A 16,806-nucleotide genomic window follows, 5' to 3' on the forward strand; every position below is an offset into this window, starting at 1 on the left:
CTCGTCACAGCCCGTTCCGGGAGATCACCTCCTGGTACCACCGGGCGCTGGCCTTCGGTGTGCGCCGCTGGGTCAGGTAGTCGACGTGCACGATCCCGAACCGCTTGCGGTAACCCTCCGCCCACTCGAAGTTGTCCAGGAATGACCATACGAGATAACCGCGCAGGTCCACGCCCCGGGAGATCGCCTCATGTGCCGCACGGAGGTGCCCGTCGAGGTAGGCGATGCGATCGGCGTCGATCACCTGTGCCGGACCGTCGGGCGCGTCGGCGCCGGGTTTGTCAGGGAACGCCGCACCGTTCTCGGTGATCAGCAGCGGCACCCCGGGGTAGTCGGCGGCGATCCGCTCCAGCAGTCGGGTGAGCCCGGCCGGCTCGATCATCCAACCCATGTCGGTGAGCGGCCCGGCCGGCGGCAGGAAGTGCACCGCGCCCTCGGTGCCCGGGTAGGCGCCGTTGCCGGCGCCGTCGGGCCGGCCGGCCACGTAACTCGGGGCGTAGTAGTTGATGCCGAGCAGGTCGATCGGGGCGGCGATCAGCTTCTCGTCACCGTCGCGGATGAACGTCGGCTCGACGATCCGGGCCACGTGCTCGCGGACGTCGTCCGGGTAGCCGCCGGCCAGCAGCGGGTCGAGGAAGATCCGGTTGTGCAGGCCGTCGACCAGGCGGACCGCGGCGGCGTCGGCCGCGCTCTCCGGGTCGGCCGGGCGTACGTCGGCCGGGTTGACGGTGACGCCCACGCTGCGCGCGCCGGCCGCCCGCAACGCCCGCGCCGCCAGGCCGTGCCCCAACAGCAGATGGTGTACGGCGGTGAAGGCCGCCGCCGCATCCTGCTCGCCCGGAGCGTGCAGCCCGTTGGCGTAACCGAGGTAGGCCGAGCACCACGGCTCGTTGAGCGTGGTCCACACGTCGATCCGGTCGCCGAGGCGGGCGTACACCGCCGTGGCGTAGGTGGCGAAGTGCTCGGCGGTGTCCCGGTTGGTCCAGCCGCCCCGGTCGCCCAGGGCCTGCGGCAGGTCCCAGTGGTAGAGCGTGACGATCGGGTCGATTCCCCGGGCGAGCAGTGTGTCCGTGAGTCGGTCGTAGAAGTCCAGCCCACGGGGGTTGGCCGGGCCGGTGCCGTCCGGTTGGATCCGCGGCCAGGCGACCGAGAACCGGTACGCCCGCAGGCCCAGCTCGGCCATCAGCGCCACGTCGTCGGCGTACCGGTGGTAGTGGTCGCAGGCGACGTCGCCGGTGTGGCCCTGGTACACCTTGCCCGGCGTACGGCTGAAGGTGTCCCAGATGGACGGACCGCGACCGTCGTCGCGGGCCGCACCCTCGATCTGGTACGCGGCGGTGGCCGCTCCCCAGAGAAAATTGTCGGGAAAACGGAGTTCCTTCACGCCTTGACCGCACCTTCCATGATTCCGCCGATGATCTGCCGGCCGAACAACACGAAGACCAGTAGCAGGGGCAGCGTCGCGATGGCCGTTCCGGTGAACACCTGCGACATGTCCTGGTAGTACCCGTCCGACAGTGCCCGTAGGGAGAGTTGCACGGTCGGATTCGCCGGATCGTTCAGTACAGCGTACGGCCAGAGGAAGTCGTTCCAGGTGGTCATGAAGGTGAGCAGACCGAGGACGGCGGCGGCGGGACGCAGCGCGGGCAGCACGACGTGCCACCAGATCCGGGCGGTGCCACAGCCGTCCATCCGGGCGGCCTCGATCAGCTCGTCACTGACCGCCTGGCCGGCGTACTGCCGCATCATGAACACCCCGAACCCGGTGACCAGGGCGGGCACGATGACCGCGGGCAGCCGGTCGTTCCACTGCAAGCGGGTCATCATCAGGTAGAGCGGGATCACGCCGAGCTGGGTCGGCACCATCATGGTCGCGATGATGACGAGCAGCAACGCGTTGCGGCCGCGGAACCGCAGCTTGGCGAAGGCGAAGCCGGCCAGGCTGGAGAAGAACACCACGGACACGGTGACCGTGGTGGCCACGATCGTCGAGTTGATCAGACCGGTGAGGAAGTACGCGTCGGTGTTGTCGAACAGCCGGGCGATGTTGGCGCCCAGGTTGCCGCCCGGCGTCATCGGTGGCGGCAGTTGCCCCATGGCGTCGCTGGATCGGCTGGCCACCACGAACATCCACCAGATCGGAAAGACCGACAGGCCGGCGGCGACGACCAGGGCGAGATAGGTGAGCGGGCTGGCCCGCCAGAGTCGGCTCATCGCGCCGCTCCCTTCTGTGGGCGGTCCCCGCCGCCGAGGCGGCGCAGGAGCAGCACGTTGACCGCCGCGACGATCGCGATGAGCGCGAAGAGCAGCCAGGCCACGGCCGAGCCGTACCCGAAGTTGTAGTGCGGCGCGAAGGCGTTCTCGAACATGTACATGGTGAGTGTCTGCGACTCGCGCATCGGGCCGCCCCGGATCGGGTTGGTGCCGGAGTGGAACAGCCGGGGCTCGGTGAAGAGCTGCAGGCCGCCGATGGTGGCGATGATGGCGCAGAAGATGATCGTCGGCTTGAGCAACGGCACGGTGATCGACCAGAACTGTCGGGCCCGGTTGGCGCCGTCGATGGACGCCGACTCGTACAGGTCGCGGGGGATGGCCTGCATCGCGGCCAGCAGGATCAGCGCGTTGTAGCCGGTCCACCGCCAGTCGACCATGGCGGAGATCGCCACCCAGGAGGCGAACCGGTTGGACTTCCAGCCGATGGCGTCCAGCCCGACCAGATCGAGCAGCCAGTTGATCATGCCGAACTCGCGGCCGAAGATCACCCCGAACACGATCGCCACCGCGGCGGTGGACGTGACGTTGGGGACCAGCACCGCCATCCGCCAGCCGGTGCGGGCCCGCAGGCCGCGGTTGAGCAGGTTGGCCAGCCAGAGCGCGGCGAGCAACTGCGGCACTGTCGAGATGACGAAGATCCCCAGCGTGTTCACAAGCGCGTGCCAGAAGTCGGCGTCGGCCAGCAGCCGGGCGTAGTTCTCCGCCCCGACGAAGGGGTGGTCGGCGCCGAGCAGATCCCAGTCGTGCAACGAGACCCAGAAGGTGTACGCCAGCGGGTAGGCCCCGAAGACCGCGAAGAGCAGGAAGAACGGGGCGATGTACAGGTACGGCGAGAGCCGGGTGTCGAGCCGGCTGAGCCGACCTGACGAGCGCTGGGGGGCCGGTACGACCGGCGGACGGGCGTCGAGCTGGACGGTCATGCCCGGGAACTCCTTTCCGCCGTGCGGGCGGGACTCCGGTCGTCGGAGCCCGCCCGCACGCTGGTTGGGCTACTTGGCGGCGGCCTTCTTCGCGTTGGTCACCGCGTCGGTCCAGCCCTGCGTGGGGTTGCGCTGACCCAGCTCCACGGTCCGTACGGCGTTCTCCACCTCGGTCCGTACGGCCTGGTTCTTCGGGCCCATGTAGACCGGCTTCAGGCTCTTCGCGCCGGTGCCGAAGATCGCGCCGACCGGCGCCCCCGAGAAGTACGCGTTGGTCGCGCCGGTGATCGCCGGGTCGTCGAGCGCCTGCGGCGACGAGGGCAGCGGACCCTTGGCCTTGAACGCCCCGATCTGCCCCTTGGCGCTGGTGAGGAACTTGGCCAGCTCGATCGCCTCGGCCTGGTGCTTGCTCTGCTTGGGCACGGCGAGGTGCGACCCACCCCAGTTGCCGCCGTTACCGGGCACCCGGGCGATGTCCCACTTGCCCTGGGCGTCCGTGCCCGCGTTGGCCTCGATGACGCCGGTCATCCAGGCGGGGCAGGCGATGGTGGCGAACTTCGACTGCTTGAAGGCGGAGACCCACTCCTCCGACCAGGAGCCGTACTTTCCGGAGAGGCCCGAGTCGATGATGTCCATTGTGGTGTCCCACGCCTGCCGTACCGATGGGTTGCTGTCGACGACGAGGTTGCCGCTGGTGTCGTAGTAGCTGTAGCCGGTCGTGTTGCCGGCGGTCTGCAGCAGGATGGTGTTGAAGGTGTTGGTCGCCCCGTCGAGGAAGGACGCGCCGGTCTTCGCCGCGGTGAACCGCTCGCCGGTGGCGATGTAGTCCGGCCAGGTGGGCCAGAGCTTGGAGACCGCGTCCCGCTCGGTGGGCAGGCCGGCCTTCTGGAAGAGGTCCTTGCGGTAGCAGATGGCGATGCCGCCGACGTCGGTGCCGAGGCCGATGAGCTGCTTGCCGTCGGCGGTCAGGCCGGCGTTCCACTTCCACTCCAGGAAGTTGCCCTTGAGGTCGGCGGCGCCGTGGTCCAGCAGGTTGACGAAGTTCGCCGGATTGGCCTTGTACTCGACCAGCAGACCCTCCTCGATGGCCACCACGTCGCCGGCGCCCCGGCCGGCGGCGAGCCACTGTGTCAGCTTCGGCGAGTACTCGTCGAGGTTGGTGCCGGTGCCACGCTCGACGATCTTCACGTCGGGGTTCGCGGCCATGTACTCCTGGTAGAGCTGCTCGTAGCCGAACTGGCCGAAGACGTCGACGGTGAGGGTGATCTTTCCGTCGCCCGGCTCGTCGCCGCCGCCGCAGCCAGCGGTGACGAGCAGGGCGGTGGCGGCGGCGAGGGCCACCGCGGCGAGGCGGCGGCGGCGCGGGAAGGCAGCCATGGTTATCGACCTCTCTCAAGGCGGGTGGGTGATGGCAGATGGCTAAGAGAGCGCTCTCACGACAGGGTGGTGGGTCGCCAACCCGCTGTCAAGAGAGCGCTCTCTCAGCGTTGTGCTCCCGTGATGGACGGGTGAGCGGTGGATCCCTGGACGCCGACGAGGGCGCCACCCCGGATGGGGTGACGCCCTCGTTCGTTCGTGGTGGGTCGGTCAGCCGGTGCGCAGACCATCCAGCAGGGTGCGGTCGCCCGCGACGTCCAGCGTCTCGAAGCTCACCCGCCCCCAGAGCGCCAACAACAGGTCGCTCGCGGTGCCACTGACCTGGGCGCGGGCGTGGTGATCGTCGTGATCGAAGATGGTCGCGGTGTCGAGCAGCGCCACCCCCTCGCCCCGCAGCCGCAGATACCACTCCTGGGCCGCATCGGTCGCGCCGAGCTGCACCACCCCGTGCCAGTCACCCGGCACCTGCCGCCGGCCCGCGGGCAGCCAGGTGTCCAACACCTCGCTCACCCCGTCGGCCGCGAGCTTCGCCTCCACCGGGTCACCAGCCCCGATGGCGAGCTGGGCGTCCCAGCGGTGCACAGCCGTCTCGTGCGCCATCCGACGCGGCCAGAAGCCGGCCTTCTTCGGCTGTGGGGCCCAGTTCCACGCCGGCGCCTCCGGGTCGAGCCCGTCGAAGAGAGTCATCACCCGGTCGTACCCCTGCTGCCACAACTGGAGCGCGTTCACGCCCGGGTCGGCCTCAAGCTTCTCCCGCCGCGGCGGTTGGCTGGTCTGACCAGAACCGGCGAACGACGAAACCCAGTGGTAGATCCCGGCCATGTGCAGTGTGAGGTCGTTGACCGTCCAGCCCGGACAGGACAGCACCGGTGTCTCCGGCGGCGCCTCGGCCACCGCTGCCGCGAAAGCCGGACCCTCCGTCCGGAGCGCCCCGATCCAGAAATCCTTGCTGCCCTGCAGTCTGCTCATCGCCATCCTCCCGGGGGTGCCGGGCGACCAGTAGGTGCCACGGCTAGTTGTCAGCCTAAGGTGAAGGGCGTGCCAGACGCCTCCGCCCAGCCGACAACCGACGCCGATCGTGCCATCCCCGGTCCACTCGCCGGCTACACCACCCTACGCACGGGTGGGCCGGCCGAGCGGATCGTGGCCGCCGGCAGTGCCGACGAGCTCGTCCGGGCGGTGCGGACCGCGACAGAGCCGGTCCTGATCCTGGCCGGGGGCAGCAACGTGGTGATCGGCGACGCCGGCTTCCCCGGCACGGTCGTGCTGGTGCGCTCCCGCGGCGTGCGGGTCATCGCCGAGGACGCCGACTCGGTCACCGTACGGGTCGACGCCGGCGAGCCGTGGGACGACCTGGTCGCCGCCACGGTCGCCAACGGCTGGGCCGGGCTGGAGTGCCTGTCCGGCATCCCCGGCTCGACCGGTGCCACCCCGATCCAGAACGTCGGCGCGTACGGCCAGGAGGTCGCCGAGACGATCACCGGCGTCGAGGTGTACGACCGGGTCGAGGGCACCCGCCAGGTCATCCCCGCCGCCGACTGCGGCTTCGCCTACCGGGGGAGCATCTTCAAGTACGTGGACCGCTGGGTGGTGCTCTCGGTCGACTTCCGGCTCACCCGGTCTCCGCTCTCCGGGCCGGTGCGCTACGCGGAGCTGGCCAGAGCCCTCGGAGTCGAGGTGGGTGATCAGGTGCCGCTGGCGGACGCCCGAGCGGTGGTGCTGCGGCTGCGCGCGGGCAAGGGGATGGTGCTCGACGCCAACGACCCGGACACTCGCTCGGTCGGCTCCTTCTTCACCAATCCGGTGCTCGACCGGGCGACGTACGAGCAGCTCCTGGAACGCTCCGCCGAGCTGGGCGACCCACCCGCCTGGCCCGGGGCCGACGGCCTGGTCAAGGTCAGCGCCGCCTGGCTGATCGACAAGGCCGGCTTCGCCAAGGGCCACCCCGGCGAGGGTGGGGTGGCCATCTCCAGCAAGCACACCCTGGCCCTGACCAACCGCAGCGGCACCGCCCACACCGGCGACCTGCTGACCCTGGCCCGCACCATCCGCGACCAGGTGTACGCCCGTTTCGGCGTGACCCTGCACCCCGAACCAGTCCTCATCAACTGCACCCTCTAACCCACCCCGCCCCCGCCCCTCCCGCCCAGTCGCGTCGATCAAGGAGTTGTGGCGGGAGACATTCGCCTCCCCCGGGCTTAAAACGCCCACCAGAACTCCATGATCGCCGGGGCCGGGGCCGGGGCCGGGGCCGGGGCCAGGGCCGGCGGGGTTAGGGGAGGGGCCAGGGGAGGGTTAGTTCGCCCTGGCGCCAGCGGGTGGGGTTGTCGAGGATGGGCCAGCCCGTTTCGCGGAGACGGGTCACCGCGCGCAGCCAGCGTTGGCGGGGGCCGAAGGTGGCGTACGGGGCGGCGGCCTGCCAGGCGTCGTCCAGGGCGCGGATCAGCGCGTACACCGGCTCACCCGGAACGTTGCGGTGGATCAACGCCTTGGGCAGCCGCTCGGCCAGCTCGGCGGGGCTGCCCAGCGTGGTGAGCTTCGCGGCCAGGGTCAGCGTCCGAGGGCCCTCGGCGTCGATCAGCAGCCAACTGGCGAGCCGCCCCAACTCGTCACACGTGCCCTCGACGAGCACCCCACCGGGGGCGAGCGCGGCGGTCATCGTCTGCCAGGCTTCGGCCACCTCGCTCTCGTCGTACTGTCGCAGCACGTTGAACGCGCGGACCAGCACCGGCCGGAGCCCGGCCAACTCGAACCCACCCCGGGCGAACGTCAGCCCGGGTGGGTCGGCGGCCGACCCCGCGGCCGCCACCCGGGCCGCGTCGATCTCCAACCCGACCAGCCGTACGTCCGGACGGACCCCGGCCGCCAGTCGAGCGCGCAACTCCACCGCGGTCACCGGGGTGGCGCCGTAGCCGAGGTCGACCACCAGGGGGTCGTCCGCCGTCAACAGCAGGTCGGCGCAGGTGGCGACGATCCAGTTATCCACCCGACGGAGCCGGTTCGGGTTCGTCGTGCCGCGCGTGACCACACCGAACGGCCGACGCCGCGCCGCAGGGCTCATGTCGACCTCAGGACCAATCTCCGTTCGCGACTGCGGGGCTCGCAAACCCGGCTCATTCCACGCTAGACCCGGTGAACCTTGTGCTGGGCGGCCTGTGCCCGTGGCCGGACCACCAGCCGGTCGACGTTTACGTGCTCCGGGCGGGTGGCGCACCAGGCGATGCAGTCGGCGACGTCCTCGGCGACCAGCGGGCCCGGCACCCCGGCGTAGACGGCGGCCGCCCGTTCCGCGTCGCCCTCGAAGCGGACCAGCCCGAACTCGTCGGTCTTCACCATGCCCGGGTCGATCTCGATGACCCGCAGCGGCCGGCCACACAACTCCAAGCGGAGGGTGCCGGCGATGGCGGTCTGCGCGTGCTTCGCGGCGGTGTAGCCGCCCCCGCCCTCGTACACGGTCAGGCCGGCGGTGGAGGAGACCACCACGATGGTGCCGGAACCGGAGGCCTCCAGCGCCGGCAGCAGCGCCTGGGTGACCCGGAGGGTGCCGAGCACGTTCACGTCGTACATCCACTGCCAGTCGGCGACCGAGCCGGACTCCACCGGGTCCAGCCCCCGGGCTCCGCCGGCGTTGTTGACCAGCAGGGTGACCGGCCCGGGTGCCTGGGCGGCGGCCTCGGCCAGCCCGGCCACCGACTCGTCCGAGGTGATGTCGCAGGTCACGGCGGTGGCCTGCCCGCCGGCGGCGGTGATCTCGGCGACCAGCTCGGTGAGCCGTTCGGCGCGGCGGGCGGCGGCGAGCACGTGGAAGCCCTCGGCGGCGAGCCGGCGGGCGGTGGCCGCGCCGATCCCGCTGGACGCTCCGGTGACGATGGCGACTGAGGTCATTCCGACATTGTCACCCCGGGCGTACGACCCACCCCGACCGGGCGCAGGGCAGCCATCGGAGGGCGTTCGGTGATGAGGTCCGTCACCCCGAGGGGCCGCGCCGGGGAATTTCCGAAGCCCGATGGGGAAGATGACATCCGGCGTACAGGTTGACCGAGAAGCGCCGGTCGTGCGAGACGGCATCAACCGTGACGAAGGAGCGGATGTGGCGGAAATGCACACCGGTGTCGGACGTCAGCGAGGTGCCCAACCGTGGCCCCAGCCTCGCCGTATCGCCACCCTGTCGGTACACACCTCCCCCCTGCACCAGCCCGGCACCGGTGATGCCGGCGGAATGAACGTCTACATCCTCGAGGTCGCCCGGCGTCTCGCCGAGGCCAACGTGGAGGTGGAGATCTTCACCCGGGCCACGTCCGGCGACCTCCCCCCGGTGGTCGAGATGGCGCCCGGCGTGCAGGTCCGACACATCACCTCCGGCCCCCTGGAGGGTCTCACCAAGGAGGAGCTGCCCGGGCAGCTCTGCGCCTTCACGGCGGGGGTGCTGCGCGCCGAGGCGTCCCGTCCGCCCGGCCACTACGACCTGATCCACTCCCACTACTGGCTCTCTGGCCAGGTCGGCTGGCTGGCCAAGGAGCGCTGGGGCGTGCCGCTGGTGCACACCGCGCACACCCTTGCCAAGGTCAAGAACGCCCAGCTCGCGGCCGGTGACCGCCCGGAGCCCAAGGCCCGCGTCATCGGCGAGGAGCAGGTCGTCGCCGAGGCGGACCGGCTGGTCGCCAACACCCGGTTCGAGGCCAGAGACCTGATCGACCGGTACGACGCCGACCCGACCCGGGTGTCCGTCGTGCAGCCGGGCGTCGACCTGGCCCGGTTCCGCCCGGCGCCGGGCGACCGGTCCGCGGCCGCCCGCCAGGCCCGCCGCCGGCTGGGGCTTCCAGTCGACGGGTACGTGATTGCCTTCGTCGGTCGGATCCAGCCGCTCAAGGCCCCCGACGTGCTGATCCGCGCGATCGCCGCGTTGCGGGAGCGCGACCCGGCGCTGGCCGACCAGGTGACCGTGGTGATCTGTGGTGGGCCCAGCGGCAGTGGGCTGGACCGGCCGACCGCCCTGATCGAGCTGGCCGCCAAGCTCGGGGTCACCGACGGGGTGCGGTTCCTGCCGCCGCTCACCGGGGACGACCTTCCGGCCCTGTACCGGGCGGCGGATCTGGTCGCGGTGCCGTCGCACAACGAGTCGTTCGGCCTGGTCGCCCTGGAGGCGCAGGCCTGCGGTACGCCGGTGCTGGCCGCCGCCGTCGGAGGGCTGGTCACCGCCGTACGGGACCAGGTCAGCGGCGTACTGATCGACGGGCACGATCCGGTCGACTGGGCCCGTGCGCTGGGCAACCTGCTGCCGAACCGGGCTCTCCGGTCGGTGCTGGCCCGAGGTGCCGAGCAGCACGCACGGCGCTTCTCCTGGGACCGTACGGTCGAGGGTCTGCTCGGGGTCTACGGCGAGGCCATCGCCGCGCACCGCACCCGGCTCGCGGCCGACCTGGTGGGCGACGCGGCGCTCTCCTGCTCCTGGTGACCCGGGGCGCCGGTCGTCACCCGGTGCGTGGGCCGGGTCGGTCGTAGAGTGGGTCCGGTGAGCCCGAAGAGCGATCTTGCGTCCCTGATCGAGTCGGTCTGCGCCGAGCGGGACCTGGCCTGGGAGTCGACCGGCCCCGGCTCGTACGCGGTGACGCTGCCGGGCACCCACAAGCTCAAGACGATCTGCAACCTGATCGTCGGCGAGCACGCGCTGCGGATCGAGGCGTTCGTGATGCGCCAGCCGGACGAGCGCCGCGAGGAGCTGTGGGCCTGGCTGTTGCAGCGCAACGCCCGGATGTACGGCGTCTCCTTCTCCACCGACGCGGTCGGCGACGTGTACCTGACCGGGCGGGTCAACCCGGCCGGCGTGGACGCCGACGAGTTGGACCGACTGTTCGGCGCCGTGCTCACGTACGCCGACGAGTCGTTCGACACGATGCTGGAGATCGGCTTCGGCAGTTCGATCCGGCGCGAGTACGAGTGGCGGGTCAAGCGGGGCGAGTCGACCGCCAACCTGGCCGCCTTCGCCCACCTCTTCGAGCCCTCCACCGCCGGCCCCGACCCAACCTGACGCAACACCCGGCGCTCCGCACCCGCACCCGCGCCCCGCGGCCCCATCCCATGATCGTGCTCGAACCAGGAAGTAGTGGTGTCGCCGACGCGGCGATGCCACTCGATCCTGGATCGAGCACGATCATGGCGAGCTGACGGTGGTTCGGACTGCTCCTGACGGGTATGCCGCACCGCGCGGTGCGGCAAGGGACCCCCGCGCGCCGATGACAGAGTGCCAAGGAGCGGAGCGTCCCATGGCTCAGCGGAACAGCTCAGGTCGCGGCGCGACTGCGACCAGGACGAAGCGACAGGCCGGCAACCAGACGCCGGGTACGCCCGGAGTCTCCGAGTCGGAGATCTCCCGGATGCGGGTGGACGACATCCGCGGGCAGCTACGCAAACGCGGGGTCTCCGGGATCTCCGCGCTGCGCAAGCCCGACCTGGTGAAACAGTTGGTGCGCTCGATGCGCGCCGGCGCGGGTCGGAGCAGCACCGGCCCTTCGGGCCGGGCCACCGGCACCCGGGCGTCGGCGGGTCGTGCCGCCGCCACCAAGAAGTCGGCGGCCAGGCCGGCATCGAGCCGCGCGAAGGCCGCGCCGGCGAACAAGAGCGCGCCCGCGAAGCGGGCCGCCGCAACGAAGGCGACCGCCGGGCGGAAGTCGACGGCGGCGGCGAAGAGGGCGCCGGCGAAGAAGGCGACCACCGCGAAGAAGACGACAGCGGCGGCGCGCAAGACCACGGCCGCGAGCAGGACGACCGCCGCCCGGAAGACCGCTGCCGCCCGGAAGACCACGGCGGCGCGGAAGAGCACGGCGGCCCGTAAGACAGCGACGGCGCGTACCGCGCCCGCTCGGAAGGCGCCGGCGAAGAAGGCGCCGGCGCGGCCGGCGGCGAAGCGTACGACGGCGGCCAAGAGCGCGCCGGCGAAGCGTACGACGGCGGCCAAGAGCACGGCGGCCAAGCGCACGGCACCTGCCAAGGGCACGGCGGCGGCCAAGCGCACGTTTACGCCGTCGAGCGGTGGCGGGACGACGGCCGGGGGGATCCGGACCGGACGGGGTACGGGTCGGTCGGTCCGCAGTTCGCAGGTGATCTCGTCGATCACGGACCGACCGGAGCGCCCGGGGCGGAGTCTGATCACGGCGAACCACGAGGTGATCCAGCGCTGGGCCCGGGAACGTGGGGCGAAGCCGGCGACCATCGCCGGTACCGAGCGGGATGGCCGGGCGGGTGTGTTGACGTTCAACATTCCCGGATATCGGGAAAGCAGCCGGATCCGCGAGATCACCTGGGATGACTGGTTTTACACCTTTGACCTGCGCCGGCTGAACCTGATTTATCAGGAACAGATGCGGGACGGCCGGCAGAGCAACTTCTTCCGGACCGAGTCACCCGATCGGGAAGACGGTTGAGGTGTTTGGGGGAATGGCCGACGGGTACCCGGCTGTTGCCAACGGACGAGGCCGGAGCAGCGGATACTCGCCAGTTGTGACGGGCGAGACAGCCGTTCTGGGTTGAATCCAGAATCCGGGCGAACTAGCTTTATTGCACCGCGCCACGTTTGGAAACGTTCGGGGGAGCGGCGGATCGATCAGATCCGCGCACCAGACGAGGCGCGAGGGGACGGGTGGATTAACCGTTGGGGGACGGTGCCCACCTGTTAGGACCGGCGGCGTGAGCGGGCGATGCTTACGGGGGTGAGTGTTGCCCGCCGCCGCCGGCCCCACCGGCGGGCGCCCACCACGACCTCAGGGACGTGGTGGGCGCTTTGCGTTGGTTATCCGGTCGGTACGCGGTCTGTGGGGGCTTTCGGCTCCATGCCGGCGACCCGGCGCAGCGCGGCGACGTGCCGCTCCCGGGGTGGTCCGGCGAGCAGGTGCCCGAGCGCGGCCAGCAGACCCAGCCCGCCCACGATCAGCCAGTGTCGGTCGCCGAGGTGCTGGAGGCTCACCCCGCCGAGGGTGGGCGCGACGAACGCCGCGGCCGGGAACGTCAGGTAGAAGACCGACTGGTAGCGCGCTCGTAGCTGCGGTGGTGCCAGGTCCGCGTTGATCTGCGCGTTCGGCGGGGCGGCGAGCATCGAGCCGACCGTCCAGACCACGGCGGCACCCAGGTAGATGGCCAGTTCGTCGGCGATGGCGAGCGCCCCGAAGCCGAGCGCGAGCAGTGCGGTGGAGGCGGCCAGCACGACGTCCTTCCGGTGCCGGTCGATCAGCCGGGGCACGAACAGTTGCCCGACCACGATCAGCGCGCCGCCGAGCGCCACCACCAGCCCGTACGCCGATGGGCCGAGGCCGTCCGCGCGCATGGCCAGCGGCATGATCGTCGACGTCTGCATGGTGAGTACGGCCAGCACGAAGGTGAGCCCGACGAAGACCAGGAAGGTACGGTCGGTGAGCGCGGTGTGCAGACCCGGCCGGCGGGTCCGGACGGAGCTTGGCGCCGCAGGGGTGACTGGCGGTAGGTCGGCCGCCGGCCGGGCCAGCCGCAGGGTTTCCGGCACCTTCCAGCCGATCACGGCGGCGGCGGTCAGGGTGGCGCCCGCGTCGACCAGGAACAGCGCCGTGAAGCTCGCCTCGGCCAGGACTCCGGCGAGCAGCGAGGCGACCGCCATGCCGAGGTTGAACGCCCAGAACTGGAGATTGAACGCGCGCGAGCGGCGTTCGGCCGGCACCACGTCGACGATCGCCGCCACGAACGCCGGGCTGGGCATCGAGTGGACCACGCCGATCAGCGCGGAGAGCACCGCGATCAGCAGCAGGGGTCGAGTGAAGGCGAGCGCCACCATCAGGCCGACCGTGGCCAGGTGCGCGGCGAGCAGGGTCGCACGGCGGCCCCAGCGGTCGGCGAGAACTCCACCGAGCAGTACGCCGGCCGCCCCGCCGGCCCCGTACGCGCCGACCACCGTGCCGGCCAGCGCTTCGCTCGCGCCGCGGACGTCGGTGAGGTAGAGCGAGAGGAACAGCATGGCGAACGCGCCGGCCCGGTTGATCAGCAGGCCGGCCCACAGGTACCAGAAGGTGGCGGGGAGGCCGCCTGCGGTGTCGTGCCACCAGCGCCGCAGGGCGTACACCCGACCTCCCGACAGTTCAGATTGTTAACTGTTTCCACCGCACAGTAGGAAACTCCGGCACCGCCGCGCCAGTCATTACGCCTCGGCCGGCTGCGGCGTTCGGGACGCGGTGGTCGGTGCCAACGCCTCGCCGGATCGGCGTAGCGCGGTCGCTCGCCGTTCGCGGGCCGGCCCCGACACGAGGTGGGCCACCGCGGTCAGCAGGCCGAGCGCGGCGCAGCCGTACCAGAGCGTGTCGTTGCCGGCATGCTCGCGCACCAGGCCGCCGAGGATCGGCGCGCTGGCCCCGGCGATCTGCCACGAGAGGGAGAACACGCCCTGGTAGCGGCCGCGCAACTCGGCCGGGGACAGCTCGGCGATCAGCGTGGAGTTGGAGGGCGAGTTCAGCATTTCGCCGACCGTCCAGATCAGCACGGTCAGCCCGTAGAACCAGGCGGTCCCGGCGAACGCCGTCAACCCGAACCCCACGCCCATCACCACGGACGCCAGCGCGAGCACGTGCGAGCGGCTCCGACCCCGGATCAGCCGGGGTACGAAGAGCTGGCCGACCACGATGAGGACGCCGTTGAGCGCGATCACCGAGCCGTAGGTGGCCGGGCTCAGACCGTCGTCGCCCATCGCGATCGGCAGCATCGAGATGTGCTGGAGGAACACCAGCGCGGCGAACAGGTTCAGTGCCACGAAGCCGAGGTAGACCCGGTCGGTGAGGATCGTGCGCAGGGCGCCACGCGGTGCCGCCTGCGCCGCGGCGGCGGCGGGGCCGGCCTGTCGGGTCTCCGGCACCCTGCTGAAGATGATCAGCGCGGTGATCAGCATGGTGGCCGCGTCGACCACGAACAGCAGCAGGTAGTCGGCCTGTGCGGCGAGGCCGGCGAGGACGGCGGCGCAGGCGAAGCCCAGGTTGATCGCCCAGTAGTTGAGCGAGAAGGCGCGCAGCCGGTCCTTCGCCGGCACCACGTCGATCATCATCGCCCCGAACGCGGGCCGGGCCGCCTCGGCGAACATGCCGAGCAGCAGCGCGCCCAGCGCCACCGCCCAGAGGTCCCGGGCCAGCCCGAGGCCGAGCATCATCGCCGCCGCGCCCACGTGGGCGGTGAGCAGCGTGGGTCGGCGACCCCAGCGGTCTGCGAGAGTGCCACCGGCGGTCGTGCCGAACGCGCCGCCGACGCCCCAGAGGCCGATCACCAGGCCGGCCTGCGAGGCCGAGAAACCACGTTCCTGGGTCAGGTAGATGGCGAGGAAGACGAGGACGAACGAGCCGAGCCGGTTGATCAGGGTGCCGGACCACAGGTACCAGAAGGTGGTCGGCAGGCCGCCGGTGGTGTCCCGGAACCAACTCCGCATCGTCCGCATATGGCGCCCCGCTTGCAAGTAATGACCGATGTGACTGGCGTGCCTTACAACCCTAGTGGCGGGCGGATCCGCTGGTCATCCGCTTTTTCACGTGGTGGTCGTCACGACGGCTGCCCGCGTGTCCGCCGGGCGGTTGAGGCAGGATGATCCGCATGACTGCGAGCGAAGGGCCCACCGTCGGGACGCTGGTCCTGCTGCGACACGGTGAGAGCGACTGGAATGCCAAGAACCTTTTCACCGGCTGGGTGGACGTCGACCTGACCGAGAAGGGCGAGGGCGAGGCGCGGCGCGGCGGCGAGTTGATGCGCGAGCACAGCCTGCTGCCGGACGTCGTGCACACCAGCGTGATGCGCCGTGCCATCCGCACCGCCGAGCTGGCGCTCAACGCCGCCGACCGGCACTGGATCGCCGTACGCCGGTCGTGGCGGCTCAACGAGCGGCACTACGGCGCCCTGCAGGGCAAGAACAAGAAGCAGACCCTCGACGAGTACGGCGAGGAGCAGTTCATGCTCTGGCGCCGGTCGTACGACACCCCGCCGCCGCCGATCGACGACAACGACGAGTGGTCGCAGGTGGGTGACCCGCGCTACGCGCTGCTGCCGACCGAGCTGATGCCGCGCACCGAGTGCCTCAAGGACGTCGTCGAGCGGATGCTGCCCTACTGGTACGACTCGATCGTGCCGGACATCCTGGCCGGCCGGACGGTGCTGGTGGCCGCGCACGGCAACTCGCTGCGCGCCCTCGTCAAGCACCTCGACCAGATCTCCGACGAGGCGATCGCCAAGCTGAACATCCCCACGGGCATCCCGCTGCGCTACGACCTCGACCCGCAGCTGCGCCCGCTCACCCTGGGCGGCACCTACCTCGACCCGACGGCTGCGAAGGCAGCCGCCGCGGCGGTGGCCAACCAGGGGCGCTGAGCCACGGAAAAGGGGCCCCTCGTCATCGCGGAGAGCGACGACGAGGGGCCCCTGCCGTAGGCGTCAGGTGCTGCTGGGCGCGCTCTGCCCGGTGATCAGGTAGATCACGTGCTCGCCGGCGTTGACCGCGTGGTCGGCGAAGCGCTCGTAGAAGCGGCCCAGCAGGGTGGCGTCGATCGCCGTTTCCACCCCGTACGGCCAGTCGTCGCCGAGCAGCACCGCGAACAGGTTCTTGTGCAGCTCGTCCATGGCGTCGTCGTCGCGGTCCAGCTCGCCGGCGAGGTCGGCGTCGGGCTTCGCCAGCACCGAACCGATCTTCACGGCCATCCGGTCGGCGATCTCGGACATCTCGGTGAAGACCGTCCGCAGCTCGGCCGGGACGGCGGGGGAGGGGTGCCGGCGCAGCGCGGTCTTCGCCACGTGCTCGGCGAGGTCGCCCATCCGCTCCAGATCGGCGGCCACGTGCAGCGCGGTGATCATGGCCCGGAGGTCGGAGGCGACCGGCGCCTGTCGGGCGAGCAGGTCACAGACCCGCTCCTCGACGTGCCGGTAGAGGTCGTCGATCTCGGCGTCCCGCTCGATGACCGTCTCGGCGGCCTGCCGGTCGGCGGTGAGCAGGGCCCGGGTGGCCTGGCGCATGGCGGCGCGGACGCCCTCCGCCATGTCCACCAGCAGTTGGCTGACGATCTGGAGGTCGGCCCGGAACTCGTCGCGCATCATCACGTCCTGTGGTCGGTCGCCGCCGACGGGTGCCGGCGCAGGGGGTTGAGCAGGTGCGACGCCAACGGTAGGGGCGCGCGGACGGATCCCGGATGAACCACGGTGAACGACGCCAGACGTGGGGGTGAACACTTCCGTAAGTGAGGGTAGTTCGTCCCGG

Annotated in this window: 15 protein-coding genes and 1 pseudogene; 5 read left to right on the forward strand and 11 right to left on the reverse strand. The window is 71.0% G+C overall.

The genetic code is table 11. The features are described from left to right. Positions 1 to 4: 4 nt before the first annotated feature. The 5 genes from ACFYL6_RS23505 to ACFYL6_RS23525 form a co-directional block, all read right to left on the reverse strand. Positions 5 to 1,384: a GH1 family beta-glucosidase gene (locus ACFYL6_RS23505; protein WP_387174216.1), complete on the reverse strand. Its 1,380-nt coding sequence runs from the start codon at positions 1,382 to 1,384 to the stop codon at positions 5 to 7. Next, on the reverse strand, positions 1,381 to 2,214 hold the full coding sequence (locus ACFYL6_RS23510) for a carbohydrate ABC transporter permease (protein WP_238660100.1): 834 nt from the start codon (positions 2,212 to 2,214) through the stop codon (positions 1,381 to 1,383). The genes ACFYL6_RS23505 and ACFYL6_RS23510 overlap by 4 nt, the downstream gene beginning before the upstream one ends. After that, positions 2,211 to 3,194, reverse strand: a complete 984-nt coding sequence (locus tag ACFYL6_RS23515; RefSeq protein ID WP_387174218.1) for a carbohydrate ABC transporter permease — start codon at positions 3,192 to 3,194, stop codon at positions 2,211 to 2,213. Before ACFYL6_RS23515 ends, ACFYL6_RS23510 begins: the two co-directional genes overlap by 4 nt. Before the next feature lie 69 nt (positions 3,195 to 3,263). Next, positions 3,264 to 4,571 (reverse strand): ABC transporter substrate-binding protein, encoded by a 1,308-nt coding sequence (locus tag ACFYL6_RS23520; RefSeq protein ID WP_387174220.1) that lies wholly within the window; start codon positions 4,569 to 4,571, stop codon positions 3,264 to 3,266. 210 nt (positions 4,572 to 4,781) lie between these two features. Beyond that, positions 4,782 to 5,540, reverse strand: coding sequence for a maleylpyruvate isomerase family mycothiol-dependent enzyme (locus tag ACFYL6_RS23525; RefSeq protein ID WP_387174222.1), 759 nt, complete (start codon positions 5,538 to 5,540; stop codon positions 4,782 to 4,784). A 114-nt stretch (positions 5,541 to 5,654) separates the two neighbouring features. On the opposite strand from ACFYL6_RS23525, the gene ACFYL6_RS23530 reads away from it, so the two are divergent. Next, a complete protein-coding gene (locus ACFYL6_RS23530; protein WP_387174441.1) occupies positions 5,655 to 6,692 on the forward strand; it encodes a UDP-N-acetylmuramate dehydrogenase in 1,038 nt (345 codons plus the stop codon). 151 nt (positions 6,693 to 6,843) lie between these two features. Here ACFYL6_RS23530 and ACFYL6_RS23535 read toward each other — a convergent pair whose 3' ends face one another. Beyond that, positions 6,844 to 7,632, reverse strand: coding sequence for a class I SAM-dependent methyltransferase (locus ACFYL6_RS23535; protein ID WP_387174224.1), 789 nt, complete (start codon positions 7,630 to 7,632; stop codon positions 6,844 to 6,846). Between the two features lie 62 nt (positions 7,633 to 7,694). Then, the gene (locus ACFYL6_RS23540) at positions 7,695 to 8,456 is read right to left on the reverse strand and encodes an SDR family oxidoreductase (protein ID WP_387174226.1); all 762 of its coding nucleotides are present in this window, start codon (positions 8,454 to 8,456) and stop codon (positions 7,695 to 7,697) included. Between the two features lie 205 nt (positions 8,457 to 8,661). Between ACFYL6_RS23540 and mshA the strand changes: the two genes are divergently transcribed. Next, entirely contained in the window at positions 8,662 to 10,026 is a 1,365-nt protein-coding gene (gene mshA, locus ACFYL6_RS23545) for a D-inositol-3-phosphate glycosyltransferase (protein WP_387174228.1), read from the forward strand. 57 nt (positions 10,027 to 10,083) lie between these two features. Next, complete coding sequence (locus ACFYL6_RS23550; protein WP_387174230.1) at positions 10,084 to 10,599, forward strand: YbjN domain-containing protein; 516 nt, start codon at positions 10,084 to 10,086, stop codon at positions 10,597 to 10,599. 240 nt (positions 10,600 to 10,839) lie between these two features. On the opposite strand, the gene ACFYL6_RS23555 is transcribed toward ACFYL6_RS23550, so the two are convergent. Next, positions 10,840 to 11,541 (reverse strand): hypothetical protein, encoded by a 702-nt coding sequence (locus ACFYL6_RS23555; protein WP_387174451.1) that lies wholly within the window; start codon positions 11,539 to 11,541, stop codon positions 10,840 to 10,842. Between the two features lie 61 nt (positions 11,542 to 11,602). Between ACFYL6_RS23555 and ACFYL6_RS23560 the strand changes: the two are divergent. Then, positions 11,603 to 11,992: pseudogene (locus ACFYL6_RS23560) on the forward strand (hypothetical protein); the annotation flags it as partial. A 365-nt stretch (positions 11,993 to 12,357) separates the two neighbouring features. Here the strand turns inward: ACFYL6_RS23560 and ACFYL6_RS23565 are convergent. Both ACFYL6_RS23565 and ACFYL6_RS23570 read right to left on the reverse strand, forming a co-directional pair. Then, the gene (locus ACFYL6_RS23565; RefSeq protein WP_387174232.1) at positions 12,358 to 13,653 is read right to left on the reverse strand and encodes an MFS transporter; all 1,296 of its coding nucleotides are present in this window, start codon (positions 13,651 to 13,653) and stop codon (positions 12,358 to 12,360) included. Positions 13,654 to 13,728: 75 nt separating this feature from the next. After that, complete coding sequence (locus ACFYL6_RS23570; RefSeq protein ID WP_387174235.1) at positions 13,729 to 15,006, reverse strand: MDR family MFS transporter; 1,278 nt, start codon at positions 15,004 to 15,006, stop codon at positions 13,729 to 13,731. 152 nt (positions 15,007 to 15,158) lie between these two features. Between ACFYL6_RS23570 and ACFYL6_RS23575 the strand changes: the two genes are divergently transcribed. Further along, entirely contained in the window at positions 15,159 to 15,926 is a 768-nt protein-coding gene (locus ACFYL6_RS23575; protein WP_196919940.1) for a phosphoglyceromutase, read from the forward strand. 63 nt (positions 15,927 to 15,989) lie between these two features. On the opposite strand, the gene phoU is transcribed toward ACFYL6_RS23575, so the two are convergent. Next, positions 15,990 to 16,643 carry a phosphate signaling complex protein PhoU gene (phoU, locus tag ACFYL6_RS23580; protein WP_238658334.1) on the reverse strand — a complete coding sequence of 218 codons (654 nt, stop codon included), beginning with the start codon at positions 16,641 to 16,643 and terminating at the stop codon, positions 15,990 to 15,992. Between the last annotated feature and the right edge of the window lie 163 nt (positions 16,644 to 16,806).

It is taken from the genome of Micromonospora sp. NPDC007208, from assembly GCF_042869175.1.
Lineage (GTDB): Bacteria > Actinomycetota > Actinomycetes > Mycobacteriales > Micromonosporaceae > Micromonospora > Micromonospora foliorum.